The 17758-nt window shown below is 65.4% G+C and carries 18 protein-coding genes and 1 riboswitch; of the genes, 5 read left to right on the top strand and 13 right to left on the bottom strand.

Translation table 11 applies throughout. The annotated features are described in order from the left end of the window. Positions 1-255: 255 nt before the first annotated feature. Both ribB and J7396_RS15220 read right to left on the bottom strand, forming a co-directional pair. Complete coding sequence (ribB, locus tag J7396_RS15225) at positions 256-1395, bottom strand: 3,4-dihydroxy-2-butanone-4-phosphate synthase (protein WP_011346403.1); 1140 nt, start codon at positions 1393-1395, stop codon at positions 256-258. Then, positions 1392-1994, bottom strand: coding sequence for a riboflavin synthase (locus J7396_RS15220; RefSeq protein ID WP_005920959.1), 603 nt, complete (start codon positions 1992-1994; stop codon positions 1392-1394). Before J7396_RS15220 ends, ribB begins: the two co-directional genes overlap by 4 nt. 168 nt (positions 1995-2162) lie before the next feature. Next, positions 2163-2341, bottom strand: a riboswitch (FMN riboswitch). A gap of 219 nt (positions 2342-2560) precedes the next feature. Between J7396_RS15220 and J7396_RS15215 the strand changes: the two genes are divergently transcribed. After that, entirely contained in the window at positions 2561-3184 is a 624-nt protein-coding gene (locus J7396_RS15215) for a hypothetical protein (RefSeq protein WP_109291960.1), read from the top strand. 95 nt (positions 3185-3279) lie between these two features. Here J7396_RS15215 and ribD read toward each other — a convergent pair whose 3' ends face one another. The 5 genes from ribD to J7396_RS15190 all read right to left on the bottom strand — a co-directional run bounded on the left by ribD (position 3280) and on the right by J7396_RS15190 (position 7445). After that, positions 3280-4389: a bifunctional diaminohydroxyphosphoribosylaminopyrimidine deaminase/5-amino-6-(5-phosphoribosylamino)uracil reductase RibD gene (ribD, locus tag J7396_RS15210; protein ID WP_209261684.1), complete on the bottom strand. Its 1110-nt coding sequence runs from the start codon at positions 4387-4389 to the stop codon at positions 3280-3282. Continuing rightward, entirely contained in the window at positions 4382-4870 is a 489-nt protein-coding gene (locus J7396_RS15205) for a GNAT family N-acetyltransferase (RefSeq protein WP_008576777.1), read from the bottom strand. Before J7396_RS15205 ends, ribD begins: the two co-directional genes overlap by 8 nt. Next, complete coding sequence (gene nrdR, locus J7396_RS15200; RefSeq protein ID WP_003490311.1) at positions 4867-5391, bottom strand: transcriptional regulator NrdR; 525 nt, start codon at positions 5389-5391, stop codon at positions 4867-4869. The genes J7396_RS15205 and nrdR overlap by 4 nt, the downstream gene beginning before the upstream one ends. A 102-nt stretch (positions 5392-5493) precedes the next feature. After that, positions 5494-6747, bottom strand: a complete 1254-nt coding sequence (glyA, locus tag J7396_RS15195; protein ID WP_008576774.1) for a serine hydroxymethyltransferase — start codon at positions 6745-6747, stop codon at positions 5494-5496. 200 nt (positions 6748-6947) lie between these two features. Further along, positions 6948-7445 carry an RcnB family protein gene (locus J7396_RS15190; protein ID WP_008576772.1) on the bottom strand — a complete coding sequence of 166 codons (498 nt, stop codon included), beginning with the start codon at positions 7443-7445 and terminating at the stop codon, positions 6948-6950. A 224-nt stretch (positions 7446-7669) separates the two neighbouring features. Between J7396_RS15190 and ettA the strand changes: the two genes are divergently transcribed. Next, positions 7670-9331 carry an energy-dependent translational throttle protein EttA gene (gene ettA / locus J7396_RS15185; protein WP_005910999.1) on the top strand — a complete coding sequence of 554 codons (1662 nt, stop codon included), beginning with the start codon at positions 7670-7672 and terminating at the stop codon, positions 9329-9331. Between the two features lie 187 nt (positions 9332-9518). Continuing rightward, positions 9519-9857, top strand: a complete 339-nt coding sequence (locus J7396_RS15180) for a hypothetical protein (protein ID WP_008576771.1) — start codon at positions 9519-9521, stop codon at positions 9855-9857. Between the two features lie 167 nt (positions 9858-10024). Here the strand turns inward: J7396_RS15180 and fghA are convergent, their stop codons facing one another. The 6 genes from fghA to J7396_RS15150 form a co-directional block, all read right to left on the bottom strand. Next, complete coding sequence (gene fghA, locus J7396_RS15175; RefSeq protein WP_209261683.1) at positions 10025-10855, bottom strand: S-formylglutathione hydrolase; 831 nt, start codon at positions 10853-10855, stop codon at positions 10025-10027. Positions 10856-10914: 59 nt separating this feature from the next. Beyond that, positions 10915-11490 (bottom strand): S-(hydroxymethyl)glutathione synthase, encoded by a 576-nt coding sequence (gene gfa, locus J7396_RS15170; protein ID WP_029818656.1) that lies wholly within the window; start codon positions 11488-11490, stop codon positions 10915-10917. 68 nt (positions 11491-11558) lie between these two features. Further along, complete coding sequence (locus J7396_RS15165; RefSeq protein WP_008576768.1) at positions 11559-12668, bottom strand: S-(hydroxymethyl)glutathione dehydrogenase/class III alcohol dehydrogenase; 1110 nt, start codon at positions 12666-12668, stop codon at positions 11559-11561. A 66-nt stretch (positions 12669-12734) separates the two neighbouring features. Next, positions 12735-13010: a metal/formaldehyde-sensitive transcriptional repressor gene (locus J7396_RS15160; RefSeq protein WP_005911021.1), complete on the bottom strand. Its 276-nt coding sequence runs from the start codon at positions 13008-13010 to the stop codon at positions 12735-12737. A gap of 327 nt (positions 13011-13337) precedes the next feature. Beyond that, positions 13338-13706: a hypothetical protein gene (locus J7396_RS15155; protein ID WP_209261726.1), complete on the bottom strand. Its 369-nt coding sequence runs from the start codon at positions 13704-13706 to the stop codon at positions 13338-13340. A 439-nt stretch (positions 13707-14145) separates the two neighbouring features. Beyond that, positions 14146-15246: a glycosyltransferase gene (locus tag J7396_RS15150; RefSeq protein ID WP_209261682.1), complete on the bottom strand. Its 1101-nt coding sequence runs from the start codon at positions 15244-15246 to the stop codon at positions 14146-14148. Between the two features lie 137 nt (positions 15247-15383). On the opposite strand from J7396_RS15150, the gene J7396_RS15145 reads away from it, so the two are divergent. Both J7396_RS15145 and J7396_RS15140 read left to right on the top strand, forming a co-directional pair. Next, complete coding sequence (locus J7396_RS15145) at positions 15384-16103, top strand: response regulator transcription factor (RefSeq protein ID WP_011050505.1); 720 nt, start codon at positions 15384-15386, stop codon at positions 16101-16103. Then, positions 16100-17602 carry an ATP-binding protein gene (locus J7396_RS15140; RefSeq protein ID WP_209261681.1) on the top strand — a complete coding sequence of 501 codons (1503 nt, stop codon included), beginning with the start codon at positions 16100-16102 and terminating at the stop codon, positions 17600-17602. The genes J7396_RS15145 and J7396_RS15140 overlap by 4 nt, the downstream gene beginning before the upstream one ends. Positions 17603-17758 lie beyond the last annotated feature (156 nt).

Here is a 17758-nt window from a genome sequence, read left to right as displayed (position 1 = left end):
CAGCTGCCGGGCCCAGGCCTGGCCGACGCGTGTGGGCCCGGTCGGCCAAAGCAGACCCGGCCATGCGTTTCAGCAACACAGGGCGTGGCAAATGGCCCACTGCGCAACCGGCCGGGGGCAGGCCACGGCTGGAACCGGTAGCCGGCCCCGGGCCACTTCAGCGCCGCCACACGCAGCGCGCAGCTGACAGCCGCGCGCCGTCAGCTAACTGACAGTCCAGACCAACGGGACCGGCCAAGTGAGCTCGCAGCCATCTCAGGGAACGGCAGACGGCGGCACCGAGCGCACGCCTTCACCGGGGTGGCATTCCAGATACTCAACCACCTCCAGCCCGAACCCGGCCAACCCCACCTGGCGCCGAGGGGTGCCCAGCACGCGCAACTTGCCCAGGCCGAGGTCGGCCAGGATCTGGGCGCCGGCGCCGTTGCGCCGCCACTGACTCACGTCCTTGGCATTGGCGGCCGCTTCGGGCTGCTGGCGCAGCCGTGCCAGCAGCGATTCGCTGTCGCGTGGCGCCGACAGCACCACCATCACGCCCTGCCCTTCGGCGGCGATCGCGCGCAAGGCGTCGGTGGCTGCCACGCCGAAGTCATCGCGCTGCCAGTGCAGCAGGTCGGCCAGCGGGTTTTCCACCTGCACGCGTACCAGCGTCGGCGTCTGCGGATCGGCGCGACCGCGCACCAGCGCAAAGTGCAGGTCGTGCGCGATGCGGTCGCGGTAGGTCACCAGCTTGAACGGACCGAATTCGGTGGTGATCTGCCGCTCGTCCACGCGCTCGACGGTGTGCTCATTGGCAAGCCGATAGGCGATCAGGTCGGCGATCGAGCCCATCTTCAGGCCATGCTCGCGCGCGAACACTTCCAATTGCGGGCGGCGCGCCATGCTGCCGTCCGGGTTGAGCACTTCCACCAGCACACCGGCCGGTTCCAGCCCGGCCAGCATCGGCAGGTCGCTGGCCGCTTCGGTGTGGCCGGCCCGGGTCAGCACGCCACCGGGCTGGGAGATCAACGGGAAGATATGCCCGGGCTGGCTCAGATCCTGGGGCCGGGCATCCGGGCGTACGGCGGTACGCACGGTGTGCGCGCGGTCGTAGGCCGAAATGCCGGTGGTCACCCCTTCGGCCGCTTCGATGCTGACAGTGAAGTTGGTCTGGAACTGCGCGGTGTTGTTGCGCACCATCGGCGCCAGACCCAGCTGCGCGCAGCGCTCGCGGGTCAGCGACAGGCACACCAGCCCGCGCGCGTGGGTGACCATGAAGTTGATGTCAGACGGCTTGACCAACTCGGCGGCCATGATCAGATCGCCTTCGTTTTCGCGGTCTTCGTCATCGACGATGACCACCATGCGCCCGGCGCGCAGTTCTTCGATCAGTTCCGGAACGGGTGCGAAATTCATGCTGCCCCCCGCGTGCCGAGCAGGCGTTCCACATAGCGCGCCACCAGATCGATTTCCAGGTTCACCGCCGCACCGACCGCAGTCTGCGCAAACGCGGTGTGGGCCACGGTATGCGGAATCAAGGCGACCTCGAAGCCGTCTTCGTCTACGTCATTGACGGTGAGGCTCACGCCGTCCACGCAGATCGAGCCCTTCTTGGCCACATAGCGCAACACCGACGCCGGCGCAGCAAACCGCCAACGCTGCGCACGTGCATCGTCATGGACCGACTGCACCTGGCCCAGGCCATCCACATGTCCGCTGACCAGGTGCCCGCCAAGCCGGTCGGTAGGCCGCATCGCGCGTTCCAGATTGAGCAGTGCGCCCTCTGGCAACGCGCCCAGGGTGGTCAGCGACAGCGTCTCGGTCGAGGCATCGGCCTGAAAACTGGCCGCGTCGAACGCGATCACGGTCAGGCACACGCCATTGACCGCGATGCTTTCGCCCAACTGGACCGCTTCGAACGGCAGCGTGCCGGTGGCGAAGGTGAAGCGCACATCGCCGCCCTGCGGCTGACGTGCGGCCAGTTGGCCGACGCCTTCAATGATGCCGGTGAACATCAGCGTGCCCCCGCTTGCAGCAGCACGGCTGCCGTGACGGAGCGCTGGAAGGCCGCGGCGCAGCGCGGCAGGTGGTGCATGGACATTAGTCGTTTCTCGCAGGAGTTGAGCGAAAAACGCCGCAAGGCAAAGCAAACAGGCGCGCGCGCAGCCGCAAGGCCGCGCGTTGGCCGTCTTCTTTCATCCGGACTATACCGTCGGCTCCGGCATCGGACCGGATCTGCTGACCTTGCCCAGCAGGCGTTTGGCGTTGATCCGCTCAACCCTGGAGTGCAAGCGCTCGCGGGCTCGCACGCTTGCGCATGCCTACCGCCGGTGGGGAATCGCACCCCGCCCTGAAGACGTTCGTGAGTACCGGCGAACCGGTGCGCAAAGTTTAACAGGGCACATCGACGCAATGGTCGAGCGTGGGCCAAGGCTGGCAGGACACTGCGTCATGTCGGGAAATCCCCCATAGCCAGGATTGTGAAGGATCTGTTAATTTACGCGCCGCGACGGGAGACGTCGTTTTTTTCCACCTCGCAACGGGGTGGAGACACGGACATCAATTCGAAGAGAGACATCCAATGCGTAACACCCTGATTCTGGCTGCCCTGCTGGCTGCCGCACCGTTTGCCGCTTCTGCGGAAGGCTTGAGCTACAACTACGTCGAAGGCGGCTGGAACCGTACCGAAATCAGTGTAAACAGCGACGCCGATGATCTCGACGGTGGCTACCTGCTAGGCTCTTGGCAGATTGCCGAGCCGGTTTACGTTTTTGCTGGCTATCAGCGCGCGACCGAGAATTACAGCCCGTTTGCTGGTATCACTGCAGAAATCACTGTGCAGCAGGCCCACGCTGGTATCGGCTATCGCCAGGAAATGACCGAGCGCGTGGATTTCAACGCCGAGTTCGCTGTCCTGCGCAACAAAGGCAAAGTCGAATCGCGCGTCAACGGCCGCAGACTGGGTGAAGCGTCGGACTCGAGCAACCTGGGCTTCGCCAACCTGGGCCTGCGTGGCAAGCCTTCGCCGCGCACCGAAGCCTGGATCAAGGCCGGCTACATCGACGGTAGCGACGTGGACAAGGGTGAGTTCGTCGGCACCCTGGGTGGCCAGGTCAACTTCACCCGCACCTGGGGCCTGGTCGCCGAAGCGCAGTTCGTCGACAACGCCAACCAGTACAAGGTCGGCGTGCGCGCGAGCTTCTGATCGGCGCTTCGCAGATACACCAAGGCCCCGCATGCGGGGCCTTTTTTATGCGCGCAATAGCACGGCCGCGCAGCATCGCAGGCGCCATGCAGCTCTCACCCGGCAACAGCCGGCGCATAGCGCAGACGCAGATCCTGCCCCAGCTGGCGCACATCCAGCAGCTGCAGTGCATGTCGCTGCGCCATCGTTTCGATGCCAAGGCCAGCGACCAGCGGCCTTGCGGTGTCGCCCAGCAACACCGGCGCCATGTAGACCAGCAATTCGTCCACCAGTCCGGCCTGCAGCAGCGCACCGCTCAGCATGGCGCCGGCTTCCACGTGGACTTCGTTGATGCCGCGCTCGGCCAGCAGCGCCAGCACCGCGGGCAGATCGAAGCGTCCAGCTTGCAACGGCACCGCAAGGAACTGCGCATCGTCCAGCGAAGGTGCGGCCACATTTTCGCCATGCAGATACAGCGTTGGCGCACTGCCCTGACGAATGTTCCTGCACGCCAACGTCCGCAGCCCGGCATCGAGCACCACGCGCAGCGGCGGCACGACCGGCATGTCCTCGCCCAGCCGCACCGTCATGGATGGGTCGTCGGCCATCACCGTACCTGCACCGGTCAGGATCGCGCCAGCACGTGCGCGCCAGCGCTGCCCATCGGCACGCGCGCGACTTCCGGTGATCCATTTGGATTCACCGCTTGCCAGCGCCGTCCGTCCGTCCAGGCTGGCGCCGAGTTTGACCCGCAGCCACGGCCGCCCACGCTCCACCCGAGACAGAAATCCCTGGTTGAGCGTGCGCGCCTGCGCGTGCATCACGCCGCTCAGCACTTCGATCCCGGCCTCGCGCAGCAGCGCAAACCCGCCGCCATTGACCTGCGGAAACGGGTCGGCCATTGCCGCAACCACACGCCCAACGCCGGCATCGATCAAGGCCAGCGCACATGGCGGGGTACGCCCATAGTGCGCGCATGGCTCCAGCGTCACGTACGCGGTGGCGCCGCGCGCCAACTCACCCGCTGCACGCAGCGCGAAGACTTCGGCATGCGGGCCGCCGGCACGTTGATGAAAGCCCTCGCCCACGCAGACGCCGTCGCGCACGATGACGCAGCCCACCATCGGATTGGGCCGGGTGGTGTAGGCGCCGCGCTCGGCCAGACGCAGCGCCTGCGCCATCCAGCGATGGTCGTCGGCGCTGGCGGTCGTTGTGGCCTCACGCATTGCGTTGCACTCCCGGCGTAATGCGCATCACCACGATCTGCATCGGGCCCAGCAGGAACCCGGTATGTATCTGCCATCCCAGGCGCTGGTAGAACGGCGCCAAGCCCGGCTGGCAATACAGGTATAGCAGCGGCACGCCCAGCTGCGCTGCGGCCTGCACGCAGTGTGCGACCAACGCCTCGCCTATGCCCTGCCCGCGCGCCTGCGGCTGCACATACAACGACGCCAACCACGGCGACCATTGCCGGATGCGTGCGTCGTCGTTTTCGAGCAGGCTCACCGAGCCCAGCCACTGCGTTTGATCCAGCGCCACCCAGGTCGTAGGAATGACGCCATCGCACGCATGGCTGCGCAGTTCGCTCAGCGCCTCATCGATGCTCCACTCCGGCAGCAGCGCGCCGAAGGCCTGTAGATGCGCTTGCGCAATCGCAGGCAGGTACTGCGGCGTTTGCGCAACGCAGGCGATGCGCATCGCGCTCATCGCTTGCCGGGTTTGCCGGCGCGTTCCAATGCCGCTTCCAGCAGCGGCAGTTGTTCGCTGCCGACCGGCAATTCGCGTTCGAGCTTTTCGATTTCCTCGCGGAAGTCGGCCACGTCCTGAAAGCTGCGATACACCGAGGCAAAGCGCACATAGCCGACATGATCGAGCTTGCGCAGCTCCACCATCACGTATTCGCCTACCCGCAGCGAACCCACTTCGCGCTCGCCGGACATGCGCAGCTGATGCACCACCGCGCGCACCGCCGCCTCGATCTGCTCTTCGGCCACCGGCCGCTTCTGCAGCGCGCGGTCGAAGCTGGTGCGCAGCTTGCGTGCATCGAACGCCTCGCGTCCACCATCGCTCTTGACCACGGTGGGCAGCTTCAGCTCGATCGTCTCCAACGTACTGAACCGCTCGCCGCACGCCTCGCACTCGCGGCGCCGACGGATCGTCGTGCCGTCTTCGGACACCCGCGAATCGATCACGCGGGTATCGTTGTGCTGGCAGAAGGGGCAATGCATCAGACGTCCGGGATTTGGGATTGGGGATTGGGGATTGGCAACAGCACAAGCAAGGACGCGCCGTTAGCGCATCCCGAATCCCGAATCACCAATCCCGGCACCTTAGCCATACACCGGATAGCGCTTGCACTGCGCGGTCACGGCATCGCGCACCTTCGCCAGCACGGCTTCGTCGGTTGGCGCGTCGAGCACGTCGGCGATCCAGTTGGCCAGGTCGATGCTGTCCTGTTCCTGGTAACCGCGCGTGGTGATCGCCGGGGTGCCCAGGCGCAGACCGGAAGTGACGAACGGCGAGCGCGGGTCGTTGGGGACCGAATTCTTGTTGACGGTGATGTGCGCCTTGCCAAGCGCAGCTTCGGCGTCCTTGCCGGAGACATCGCGACCGATCATGTCCACCAGCATCAGGTGGTTCTCGGTGCCGCCGGAGACGATCTTGTAGCCGCGCGCAATGAGGGTATTGGCCATCGCCTGGGCATTCTTGATCACCTGTTGCTGATAGGTCTTGAACGCCGGCTCCAGCGCCTCCTTGAACGCCACCGCCTTGGCCGCAATGACGTGCATCAGCGGGCCGCCCTGGATGCCGGGGAACACGATCGACTGCAGCTTTTTCTGCAGCTCTTCGCTGGCACCCTTGGCGACGATGATGCCGCCACGCGGGCCACGCAGTGTCTTGTGCGTGGTCGAAGTGACCACGTGCGCATGTTCCATCGGGCTGGGGTACACCCCGGCGGCGACCAGCCCGGCAATGTGCGCCATGTCCACGAACAGATAGGCGCCGACGCTGTCGGCGATGGCGCGGAAGCGGGCCCAGTCGATCTTCTGCGAATACGCGGAGAAACCGGCCACCACCATCTTCGGCTTGTGCTCGGTCGCCAGGCGCTGGACCTCGTCGTAGTCGATCAGGCCCTGCTCGTTGACGCCGTACTGCACCGCGTTGAACAGCTTGCCGGAGACGTTGACCTTTGCGCCGTGGGTCAGGTGGCCGCCATGCGCCAGGCTCATGCCCAGGATGGTGTCGCCCGGCTGCAGCAGCGCCAGATACACCGCCTGGTTGGCCTGGGAACCGCTGTGCGGCTGGACGTTCGCGTAATCGGCGCCGAACACCTGCTTGATGCGGTCGATCGCCAGTTGTTCGGCAATGTCGACGAACTCGCAGCCGCCGTAGTAGCGCTTGCCCGGATAGCCTTCGGCGTACTTGTTGGTCAGCTGGCTGCCCTGCGCTTCCATCACCAGCGGGCTGCAATAGTTTTCGCTGGCGATCAGCTCGACATGATCCTCCTGGCGGCCGGCTTCAGCAGCGATGGCCTTGGCCAGTTCGGGGTCGTAGGTTTCCAGTCGGACATCGCGCGAGAACATTCCAAGCTCCGGGGGCAGCTATTGCCAGTAGGGTCGCCGATTGTAAGCCCCTGCCGCACGGGTGACCAATCGCGCAGCCGGCGCCGCCCGTGCGCCCCCGCACTGCGCACATGACAAAGGCGCACCCGAAGATGCGCCTTTGCGTGATGACCGGCTCGATTGCCGGTCGAGGCCGGGGGCGAACGGGCAGCCGCGCCGCGTTAGTTGTTGAGCACCAGGTCGGCAATGATGCCGGTGGCGATGGCCACCAACAGCAGATTGCCGCGGTCGTCGCGCTGCCAGCGGTAGCCGTACGGCGGGCGGCGCAGGTCGTAGCGGTCGTAATCGTTCACCACATAGACCGGGCCGTGGTAGCGCTGGCCACGGGCCCAATACGGACGCGGCGGCGGGCCGGCGCGGTAGTACGCGGGGCGATCGTAGACGTAGACGCGATTGCGGTCGTAGCGGCGGTCCTGGTAGCGGGCGTCGCGGTAACCCTCGCGATAGCCGTTGCTGTAGTAGCGGCGGTCCTGGCGCCACTCGCGACGGTCGTCACGGCGGGCGTCGCGCCAGTCTCTTCGATGATCGTGGCCATGGTGACGGTCATGGCCGCGGCGATCGTGGTCGCGGTCCCAATCCCCGGCGAACGCCGCAGGTGCGAAGGCACCGAGCGCCAGGATGGAGGAAAGCACAACGGTAACGATGCGTTTGCGGTTCATGACAGTTCCTGTTCGCGGTGTCGTAATTTCATTAAGGGGCGGGCCGCCTTAACGCATTCTTGCTGGAATCGATTACGAAAAAGCCTATTCAGGTCGAAAGTAAGGTGCGGTTTAGCTGCAAGGGTGCTGCCGCGGCTCAAGCCACTTGCCCGTATAATTGGCGCAACCCCTTTTCCGCTGCCTCCGGCCTCGGCCGGCGGGCTGCCTGCGTCCACGGAGCCCCCATGTCGCAATACATCTACACCATGAACCGCGTCAGCAAGGTGGTCCCGCCCAAGCGGCAGATCATCAAGGACATCTCGCTGAGCTTCTTTCCGGGCGCCAAGATCGGCCTGCTGGGCCTGAACGGCGCGGGCAAGTCCACGGTACTGAAGATCATGGCCGGCGTGGACACCGATTTCGAGGGCGAGGCGCGCCCACAACCGGGCATCAAGGTCGGCTACCTGGCGCAGGAACCGCAACTCAATCCCGAGCACACCGTGCGCGAGGCGGTGGAAGAAGGCGTGGGCGACGTGCTGCAGGCCCAGGCCGCGCTGGATGCGGTGTATCTGGCCTATGCCGAAGAAGGCGCCGATTTCGACGCGCTGGCCAAGGAGCAGGAGCGCCTGGAGGCGATCCTGGCCGCCGGCGATGCGCATACGCTGGAAAACCAGCTGGACGTGGCGGCCGATGCGCTGCGCCTGCCGCCGTGGGACGCCATCGTCGGCAAGCTCTCCGGCGGCGAAAAGCGTCGCGTGGCGCTGTGCCGCCTGCTGCTGCAGAAGCCGGACATGCTGCTGCTCGACGAACCCACCAACCACCTGGACGCCGAGTCGGTGGAATGGCTGGAGCAGTTCCTGGCGCGCTACACCGGCACCGTGGTGGCGGTGACCCATGATCGCTACTTCCTCGACAACGCCGCCGAGTGGATCCTGGAACTGGACCGCGGCCGCGGCATTCCGTGGAAAGGCAACTACACCGACTGGCTGACCCAGAAGGACGAGCGCCTCAAGCAGGAAGACAACCAGGAAAAGTCCCGCCAGAAGGCGATCCAGAAGGAACTGGAATGGTCGCGCCAGAACGCCAAGGGCGGCCGCACCAAGGGCAAGGCACGTCTGGCCCGCCTGGAAGAGCTGCAATCGGTCGATTACCAGAAGCGCAACGAAACCAACGAGATCTTCATCCCGCCGGGCGAGCGCCTGGGCAACGCGGTGATGGAGTTCAAGAACGTGTCCAAGAAGTTCGGCGACCGCCTGTTGATCGACAACCTGTCGATGATCGTGCCACCGGGCGCCATCGTCGGCATCATCGGCCCCAACGGTGCCGGTAAGTCGACCCTGTTCAAGATGATCACCGGCCAGGAAAAGCCGGACTCCGGCGAGATCGTGGTCGGACCGACCGTGCAGCTGTCGTACGTGGACCAGAGCCGCGACGCACTGGAGGGCAACCACAACGTATTCCAGGAAATCGCCGGCGGCCTGGACATCCTCAACATCAACGGCATCGAAATCCAGTCGCGCGCCTACATCGGCCGCTTCAACTTCAAGGGCCAGGACCAGCAGAAGATGGTCGGTTCGCTGTCCGGTGGTGAGCGCGGTCGTCTGCACATGGCCAAGACCCTACTGCAGGGCGGTAACGTGCTGCTGCTGGACGAACCGTCCAACGACCTGGACATCGAAACCCTGCGTGCGCTGGAAGATGCGTTGCTGGAATTCCCCGGCAACACCTTCGTGATTTCGCATGACCGCTGGTTCCTGGACCGTATCGCCACGCACATCCTGGCCTTCGAAGGCGATTCGCACGTGGAGTTCTTCCAGGGCAACTACCGCGAGTACGAAGAAGACAAGCGCCGCCGCATGGGCGACGACGCCGGCCCGAAGCGTTTGCGTTTCAAGGCCTTGAAGTAAGTCGTCGGAGTTCCAAAGAAAAGGCGCCGAAAGGCGCCTTTTTTGTGTGCGGAATCAGCGAACGGAGACTTGGCTGTTGGCTGCTGGCGTCGTCCACCTGCGCGTGTGGAGCTCCCTGCCCGCCCGTCGACGGGATGCTCACTTGCGCTGCACTACCGTCCCGGCGTCATCCATCTGAGCCTTGCATATGCCTGTCAGCTATTCGATCAGCCTGCCCGATCCCAAGCTCGCCCGTGGCAGCGCGCCCTCGGTGAGCTTCACCGCCAATGGCGCCGAGGCCTTTGCCGAGCAATTGCAGGCGGCTTTGCGCGATCCGGCGTGGTTCGACCGTTGGCGCCAGCTACAGACCGACCCCGACGAAGTGGATCCCAGCCTGGGCATCACCGACCCGGCAGCGACGGTCACCGGCAAGCAGCACGACCTGCGCATCGATCTGGTTGCAACGACAAGCATTCCCGGCGACCTGTTCAAACAGCGCATGCAGGCCCTGGCTGGCTCGCACTGGGAACTGCGCGACGTTCGCTGAACTGCACTCCGTCATGTGTCGGCGGCGCTGGCAGTGCCCAGTGCCGCCGATGGCAGAGCGGGCGAGTGACGCCACTCAGCCAAACGTGACGCCACGCACTGCGTCGGCGTGGCCCCCGCCCTCATCCACCGGACTGCATCTCCAACCGCATACGCCAACAGCGGCACTCAACCACGCAAGGCCGCAGCATGATGCGCAATGTGCTCGCCAATAAAGCTTGCGATGAAGTAGTAGCTGTGATCGTAGCCGGGCTGCAGCCGCACCGTCACCGGGTAGCCGGCGGACCTGGCTGCATCTTCGAACACTACGGTTTTCAGCTGGGTTTGCAGAAATTCATCGGCATCGCCCTGATCGATGAGCAGCGGCAACCGCTCCTGCGCGTCAGCAATCAATGCAGTGGCATCGTAGGCTTGCCAGGTCGTACGGTCGTTCCCCAGATACTGGCCAAATGCTTTCTCGCCCCACGGCACCTGGCTGGGCGCCACGATTGGCGAAAACGCCGACACGCTGCGATAGCGGCCCGGATTCTTCAATGCGATGGTCAACGCGCCATGCCCACCCATCGAATGGCCACTGATCGCACGCGCACCGGTGGTGGCAAAGGTCGCTTCAATCAAGGCCGGTAATTCGTTCACCACGTAATCGTACATGCGGTAATGCGCCGCCCATGGCGCTTGCGTGGCATCGACGTAAAAGCCCGCGCCCTTGCCGATGTCGTAACCGTCCGCATCGGCCACATCCTCGCCCCGTGGGCTGGTGTCGGGCGCAACCAGGATCACGCCATGCTCGGCCGCATAGCGCTGCGCGCCGGCCTTGCTGATGAAATTCTGTTCGGTACAGGTCAAACCGCTCAGCCAATACAGCACCGGCAACGGGCCGTTGGCGGCCTGCGGCGGCAGGTAAATGCCCACCTGCATGCTGCAGTTCAAGGTGTGCGACTGATGCCGATAGACATCCTGCCAGCCGCCGAAGCAGGCGCGGTGTTCGATACGTTCCATGAAGATTCCTTACGAAGAGAAAACCCTGCAGCCGGATCGCCGGCTGCAAGGTTGGACCATCAATGCAACAGACCCTTTTTGCGTGCCACATGCGCCGACAGGGCATCCATCAACGCCGGCGAAAGGCAGTCGTAGGGCGGCAAGCCCAGTTCGGTCAGGCGCGTGCGTATGCCATCCATCTGCTCCGGCGGCGTGCCGGTTTCGATGATCGACGAGACGAACGCGGCAAAGCCCGGTGCCGACCAGCCCTGTTGTTTCGACAACTCGGTGTGCACAAAATCCAGACCGTAGAATGCGTGGTCCTTGTTTTCGATCCGCCCATACAGATGCACGCCGCAACCGGTGCACGCATGGCGCTGGATCGTCGCGCTTTCGTCGACGATCTTCAGCTTTTCCCGGTGCGCGGTGACCTTGACGTTGTCGCGCGGAACCACCGCCACCACCGAGAACTTCGCGCCATCGGGTTTCCAGCATTTACTGCAACCGCAAGCATGGTTATGCGCGGTCTGCGCAGACACCTCGACGGTCACCTTGTCGCTGGCGCAGTGACATTCAAGCGTGCCGCCTTGAAAATCTTCTGCACCACCTCGCGCAACACCATCATCTACCGAAGGATGAATCGACACGTTAGTCATCACGCTCCTCCCGGAGTGTCGGGTACCACGTGCGCGGAAGCGGCCGCGCGCCGCTCCTGGCCGCCTGGTCAGAAATGGATCACCGTGCGGATCGACTTGCCCTCGTGCATCAGGTGGAAGGCCTCGTTGATCTCTTCCAACGGCATGGTGTGGGTGATGAATGGGTCCAGGTCGATCTCGCCCTTCATCGACTGCTCCACCATGCCCGGCAATTGCGTACGTCCCTTGACGCCACCGAAGGCGCTGCCGCGCCACACGCGACCAGTCACCAGCTGGAAGGGACGCGTGCTGATTTCCTGGCCGGCGCCAGCCACGCCGATGATGACGCTCTCGCCCCAGCCCTTGTGGCAGCACTCCAGCGCCGAACGCATCACATTGACGTTGCCGATGCACTCGAAGCTGAAGTCCACGCCGCCATCGGTCAACTCGACGATGACCTCCTGGATCGGCTTGTCGTAGTCCTTGGGGTTAATGCAATCGGTGGCACCCATGCTGCGCGCCAGGTCGAATTTGCCCGGATTGGTGTCGATGGCCAGGATGCGCCCGGCCTTGGCCTGCACCGCGCCCTGGATCACCGCAAGACCGATGCCGCCCAGGCCGAAAACGGCAACACTCTCGCCTGGCTTGACCTTGGCGGTGTTGTGCACCGCGCCGATACCGGTGGTGACGCCGCAGCCGAGCAGGCAGACCTTCTCCAGCGGCGCCTCCGGATTGACCACGGCCAACGAAATTTCCGGCACGACGGTGTATTCGCTGAAGGTGCTGCAGCCCATGTAGTGATAGATCGGCTCGCCGTTGTAGGAGAAGCGCGTGGTGCCATCCGGCATCAGGCCCTTGCCCTGGGTGGCGCGCACGGCCTGGCACAGGTTGGTCTTGCCGGACAGGCAGAACTTGCACTTGCGGCATTCGGCCGTGTACAGCGGAATGACGTGGTCGCCGACCTTGACGCTGGTCACGCCCTCGCCGACTGCCTCGACGATGCCGCCGCCTTCATGCCCGAGCACCGACGGGAAGATGCCTTCCGGGTCGTCGCCGGACAGCGTGAAGGCATCGGTGTGGCACACGCCGGTGTGGGTGATGCGGACCAGCACTTCCCCGGCTTTCGGCGGCGCGACGTCGATTTCGACGATTTCCAGCGGCTTGCCGGGTCCGAATGCGACTGCTGCACGGGATTTCATGGGATGACGCTCCTGACGATGAGGTTCGAGGACGGGGGCGCGACAAGCGCCGACCCGGTGGGAGATTTATTTGAGGTAGGACCGGACCAGACCGAGCAGATCCTGCACCCGCTCGGCGCGTTGCGCATCGGATGCGGCGGCGTGCCCGAAATCTTCACGGATATGCGCTTCAAGCACCTGCGACATCAGCCCGTTCACGGCGCCCCGGATCGCGGCGATCTGCTGCAAGACCGGAGCGCAGTCCGCGCCCGCCTGCAGCGCCCGCTCCAGCGCGTCGCATTGCCCGCGCAGCCGGCGCACGCGTGCTAGCGCTCGCTTTTTCTCGTGCGGCGAATGCGGCATGGCAGCTCCAGCAAAATACTGGGGGGCAGTATATGGATTGTTTCGAAAAAAGCTATGGCCAGCGGCCTGCCGACCGTGGTCTTGTCGAGCGCGATGACCGCCACGCGTTGGCACATGGCGCGATGCCCCCAATGCCGCCGGTGGCACGGGGATAAAGAGCCCACCTGTTAGCCGCAATGCAGCACGCACATTGCGCAGACGTGGCGACGCCTCGCACATCGCAGGCGCGCCAGGCACCCAGCGCAAGGATGGTTGCGCGCCATAGCCGCAGCACCGGCCCCTTCGATCATCCCGACCGTTGCCGACCGCTGGGGTGGAGTCCCCGCATCAGCGCCGGGGCTGGAACGGCGGCGGCGGCGGTGGCGGTGGCGGAGCGAATCCTGCGGCATCCAGACATTGCGCCAGCAACTCGGGCGGCAGGTCCGGCGAAGGCGCCTGCGGGAACGGCGCTGCGCTGCCTTCGGCGGTCGCGCACGCCTGCAGCGCTGCGTCGAATTCGGAATCGTCTGGCGGCAGGCCAAGCGGTTCATCTGCGGCATCCGGTGCATCGAATGGGTCGTTATCGAAGGGTGGCGGTGGCGGTGGCGGCGGTGGCGGTGCCACGCCCCCATGTACCAGGCAGCCGTCGCCGCTTCCCCGATCCTGCCGCTCCGGCGCAGCGCGGTGCGCGACGTCGGCAGGCGCTGCCGGGACCACCTCGTGGTCCGGCGCACACGGCGGCAATGCTTCGATGTTTCTTGCACCCGGCGGTGGTGGTGGCGGTGGCGCACGATGCGCGTAGGGCATAGGCGCATGGTGCATAGCACCGCAGAAATTGGCACAACCTGCCAGGTTGAGCGCCGCGAGTATTGCAGTGGTAACGACAACGCGTGGTGGTGCGTGGACCATCGTGATCTCCCTGGCTGGATGGCACATCTGCGCACGGCCTGCAGACGGCGGACGCGGGCTGGGCCGCGCTGGTCCGGGAAGAGTTGCAGCTGACTGTGCTGCGCATTTGCCATCGCGCGCCGCGCGCCGGCGTGGATTGGCGCTTGCCGCCATCCGCAGCGCAGATGCAAGGCGCGTGCAGCACCTGCTTCGGCTTACGCACGGGAAGATGCGGGGTCCGACAGTGGCGACGCAGGCATTGTCGCCGTCAGTTTTCGACGGCAGCCGGCGCCGCGGCGACCGCAGTGTCCACTGCATGCTCCGGTAGCGAGGCCAGCACCGCAGCACGAAAGCGCGCGGCAAATGCCGCATCGTTGGCCTGGTAGAACGCGCGCGCGTTGGCCGACAACTGGTCCAGTTGGGCCTGTGGCAATGCCAGCGCGGTTTCCACTGCCTGCGCGATGCCTGCCGCGTCCACGTAGTAATACGATGCCAGACGACGCTGACGCACCTCGGCCACCGGGATCAGCACCCCGTGTTCGGGCCTGATCAATTCGTTCATCGGCTCGCCGTCGGTCGCCAATGTCACCGCGCCCACGCTTAGCGCTTCCATCAGGTAGTGCCCGAACCCTTCGGCCTCGGAGGGGCAGATATGGAACAGATGCGCGTTCTGCATGCGGCGCAGTTCGGCATCGTCCAGATACCCCACGCGGTGGTCGATGTTCGGGGCCACGACCGGCTTGCCGGCGGTGCGTGGGTTCTGCACCACCGTCAGCAGCGGCCACTCCGGATGCTGCTGCCAGGTGTCCAGCAAGACGCGCGTGCCCTTGGCGGTACTGCGCCCGGCCAGGTGGAAGAAAGCGCGCTGACGAAACACGCGTGGATCATGGCGATCCGGGCTGGTGAAGCCGATGAAGCGCGTGGCGCACCCGAGGCTGCGGAAGATTCGCTCGGCATGGTGGGTCTTGCACAGCACCGCATCGAAGCGCGGCAGCAATGGCAGCCACTTGGGCAGCAGCCACTCCGGATTGGGCACCAGCAGGTTGATCTGCCCCAGCGGCAGGCAGCGCTTGTACACGCGCTCGGAAAAGATCTGCAGCGGCACCCGCCCGAACAGCGTGCGCCTGGCCCACAGGCGTGCCTCGCGCCCAGTGTCGTGCAGGCGCTGACTGGTGAATCCCACTTCCTGCACCGGCACGCCGCCGGCGCGCAGCGTATCGGCCATCAGCACCATGTCGCGGGTTAGCCCCACGCCGTTGTCGCGACTGATCACCCGCATCATTGGAAATGCCTTGTCATGCACGCACGCGCCAGTACAACGGCATAGTGTCGATGCCGTGGCTTCCTGCGCGATGTCCTGGTCTGTCATGGTGCGTTACACGTGTGCCAATGGTTGACAAATTCGATCATTATGATGCGTGCTCCAGCCCTGCAATTGCGAGCACCATGTATCCGGCAGCCACCACCTTGCGCGGGCCAAGCTCCGCGCCACAGACGATGATCCCTATGGACCTGCAACAACCCTGCGTTCTCGTGGTCGACGACGATCCGGACCTGCGCAAGCTGATCGGCGAATTTCTGAGCGCTCACGGCTACCAGGTGGATATGGCCGAAAACGTGGCGGAGATGCGCTCTGTCATGGCGCAGCGCCGCCCGGACCTCATCGTACTCGACGTGATGATGCCGGGAGAAGATGGGCTGAGTGCAGCGCGCGCCCTGGCCAGCGAGCGCGGCTCACCTGCGGTCATCATGCTCAGCGCGCTGGGTAACGACACCGACCGCATCATCGGCCTGGAAGTCGGTGCCGACGATTACCTGGCCAAACCCTGCAATCCGCGCGAATTGCTGGCCCGTGTGCGCGCCCTGCTGCGGCGCAGCCAGGCCAGCAACGAACAGGCCGACCAGCGCGGAAACGTCTACGAATTCGCCGGCTGGCGGCTGGACGTGGTGCGCCGCGACCTGCGCGACCCCACCGGCATCTTCATCAATCTGTCCGACGGCGAGTTCGCGCTGCTGCGCACCTTCGTCGAACACCCGCAGCGTGTGCTCAGCCGCGACCAGCTGCTGGACTACGCCCGCGGCCGCGACACCGACGTCTACGACCGCGCCATCGACAGCCAGATCAGCCGCCTGCGCCGCAAAATCAATGAGCGCGTCCATACCGAGTTGATTCGCACCGTACGCAACGAGGGCTACATGCTGCTGCCGAGCGTCTCGCGCCTGTGAGCAAACCGGCACGGCGCGGGCTGTCGATCTTTGCGCGGACCTTTGTGTTGTTGGCGGTGGCCCTGGTCACCGCCCAGGCGGTGGGCATCGCCCTGTTGATGATGCGTACCCCCGTCTACGAGCCTCCGGTCCATCCGCCGGAAGTGGTGGCGCTGCTCTCCACCCGCATGCCGGCCGGTACCCAAACCCTGAAAGTGCACGAATCGGCGCAAGCCCCGGTGCCGCCGACAGGCCAGGTGCGCGACCCCTTCGCCGAAATGCTGCTTGCGCACTGGCTGGACGTGCCCAAACGCCAGGTGCGGTTCTACCGCAACGCCAATGATCGTGAAGGCCCCCAGCCAGGCATGCTGCCGCCGCAGCGGTGGTCCAACCAGAACCACGCGGGCGAAGGCGGTGACGGGGCGCACGAACGCCCTGGCACGCAACCTCTGCCGCCGTTTCCGGACGACTGGCCGCGTGACGGCCACCCTGCTGCGCTGCCCGGCGACGGGCTGCGCCCGGACGAGTTGCCCGGCGCCTGGGAAAGCGAGCGCCTGACCCCCGGCGTACCGCTGCTGGACGGCTTCACCGCCGCCCTGCAACAACCCGATGGCCGTTGGCGTACGGTGGAATCGCCGCGTCGACGCCTCTCGGGCGAGTTCAAGACCCACGTCGTGCTGCTGTTCCTGGCCGGCCTGCTGGCCAACGTGCCGCTGGCATGGTGGTTTTCGCGCGCGCTGTCGGCACCGATCAAGCGCTTTGCCGAAGCTGCCGACCGCCTGGGCCGGAATCCCGATGCCGCCGCCCTGCAACGCAGCGGCCCGCCGGAAATCGTGCGCGCAGCCGATTCGTTCAACGCGATGCAGGCGCGCCTGAACCGCCTGATCAACGAACGCACGCACATGGTCGCAGCGATTGCGCACGACCTGCGCACACCGCTGGCGCGGCTGTCGTTTCGTCTGGATGGCCTGCAGCCACCGCTGCGCGACAAGGCGCTGGCCGATATCAACGAAATGAAGGCGATGATTTCCGCAGCGCTGGACTTCATCCAGAACGATCGTCATCGCGGCGAGCGCGCGCCGCTGGATCTGCGCTTGCTGGTGGAGAGCGTGGTGGACAACGCCACCGATATCGGCGCCGACGCCGAGCTGCTGCCCGGCCCGGAAATCACCCTGGACGGCGACCCGCTGGCGTTGCGCCGCGCAGTCATGAATCTGCTCGAAAACGCGTTGAAGTACGGCAAGCGCGCCCGTCTGCAACTGCAGCGCGATGGCGAGGACGGCGTGTTGTGGATCGACGACGACGGCCCCGGCATCGACCCGACCCAGCGCGAACAATTGTTGCTGCCGTTCGTGCGTGGCGAGTCTTCGCGCAATCGCGACACCGGCGGCATCGGGCTGGGTTTGTCGGTGGCGCACAGCATTGTGCTGGCGCACGGCGGCGACCTGCGCCTGGACAATCGCCCGCATGGCGGCTTGCGCGTGACCGTACGACTGCCCTGCATGCCCGAGCGGCGCTGACGTGTGATGGAGTGCGGCCTGCCGGGCCGGGCAAGCGGCAGCTGTCATGATCCGAGCCCACCACCGCTGTTCCGGCCATGGCCTTGCGCGTCTGGCGACATCGGCTGACGCGACGACTCTGGCACGCAATCGCCGACGGCAACGGCTGCCAGCGCC

The organism is Xanthomonas sp. A1809 (genome assembly GCF_017746015.1).
Lineage (GTDB): Bacteria > Pseudomonadota > Gammaproteobacteria > Xanthomonadales > Xanthomonadaceae > Xanthomonas > Xanthomonas euvesicatoria.
The sequence above is the reverse complement of the archived record's forward strand: the minus strand, read 5'-3'. Positions and strand labels throughout refer to the sequence as shown.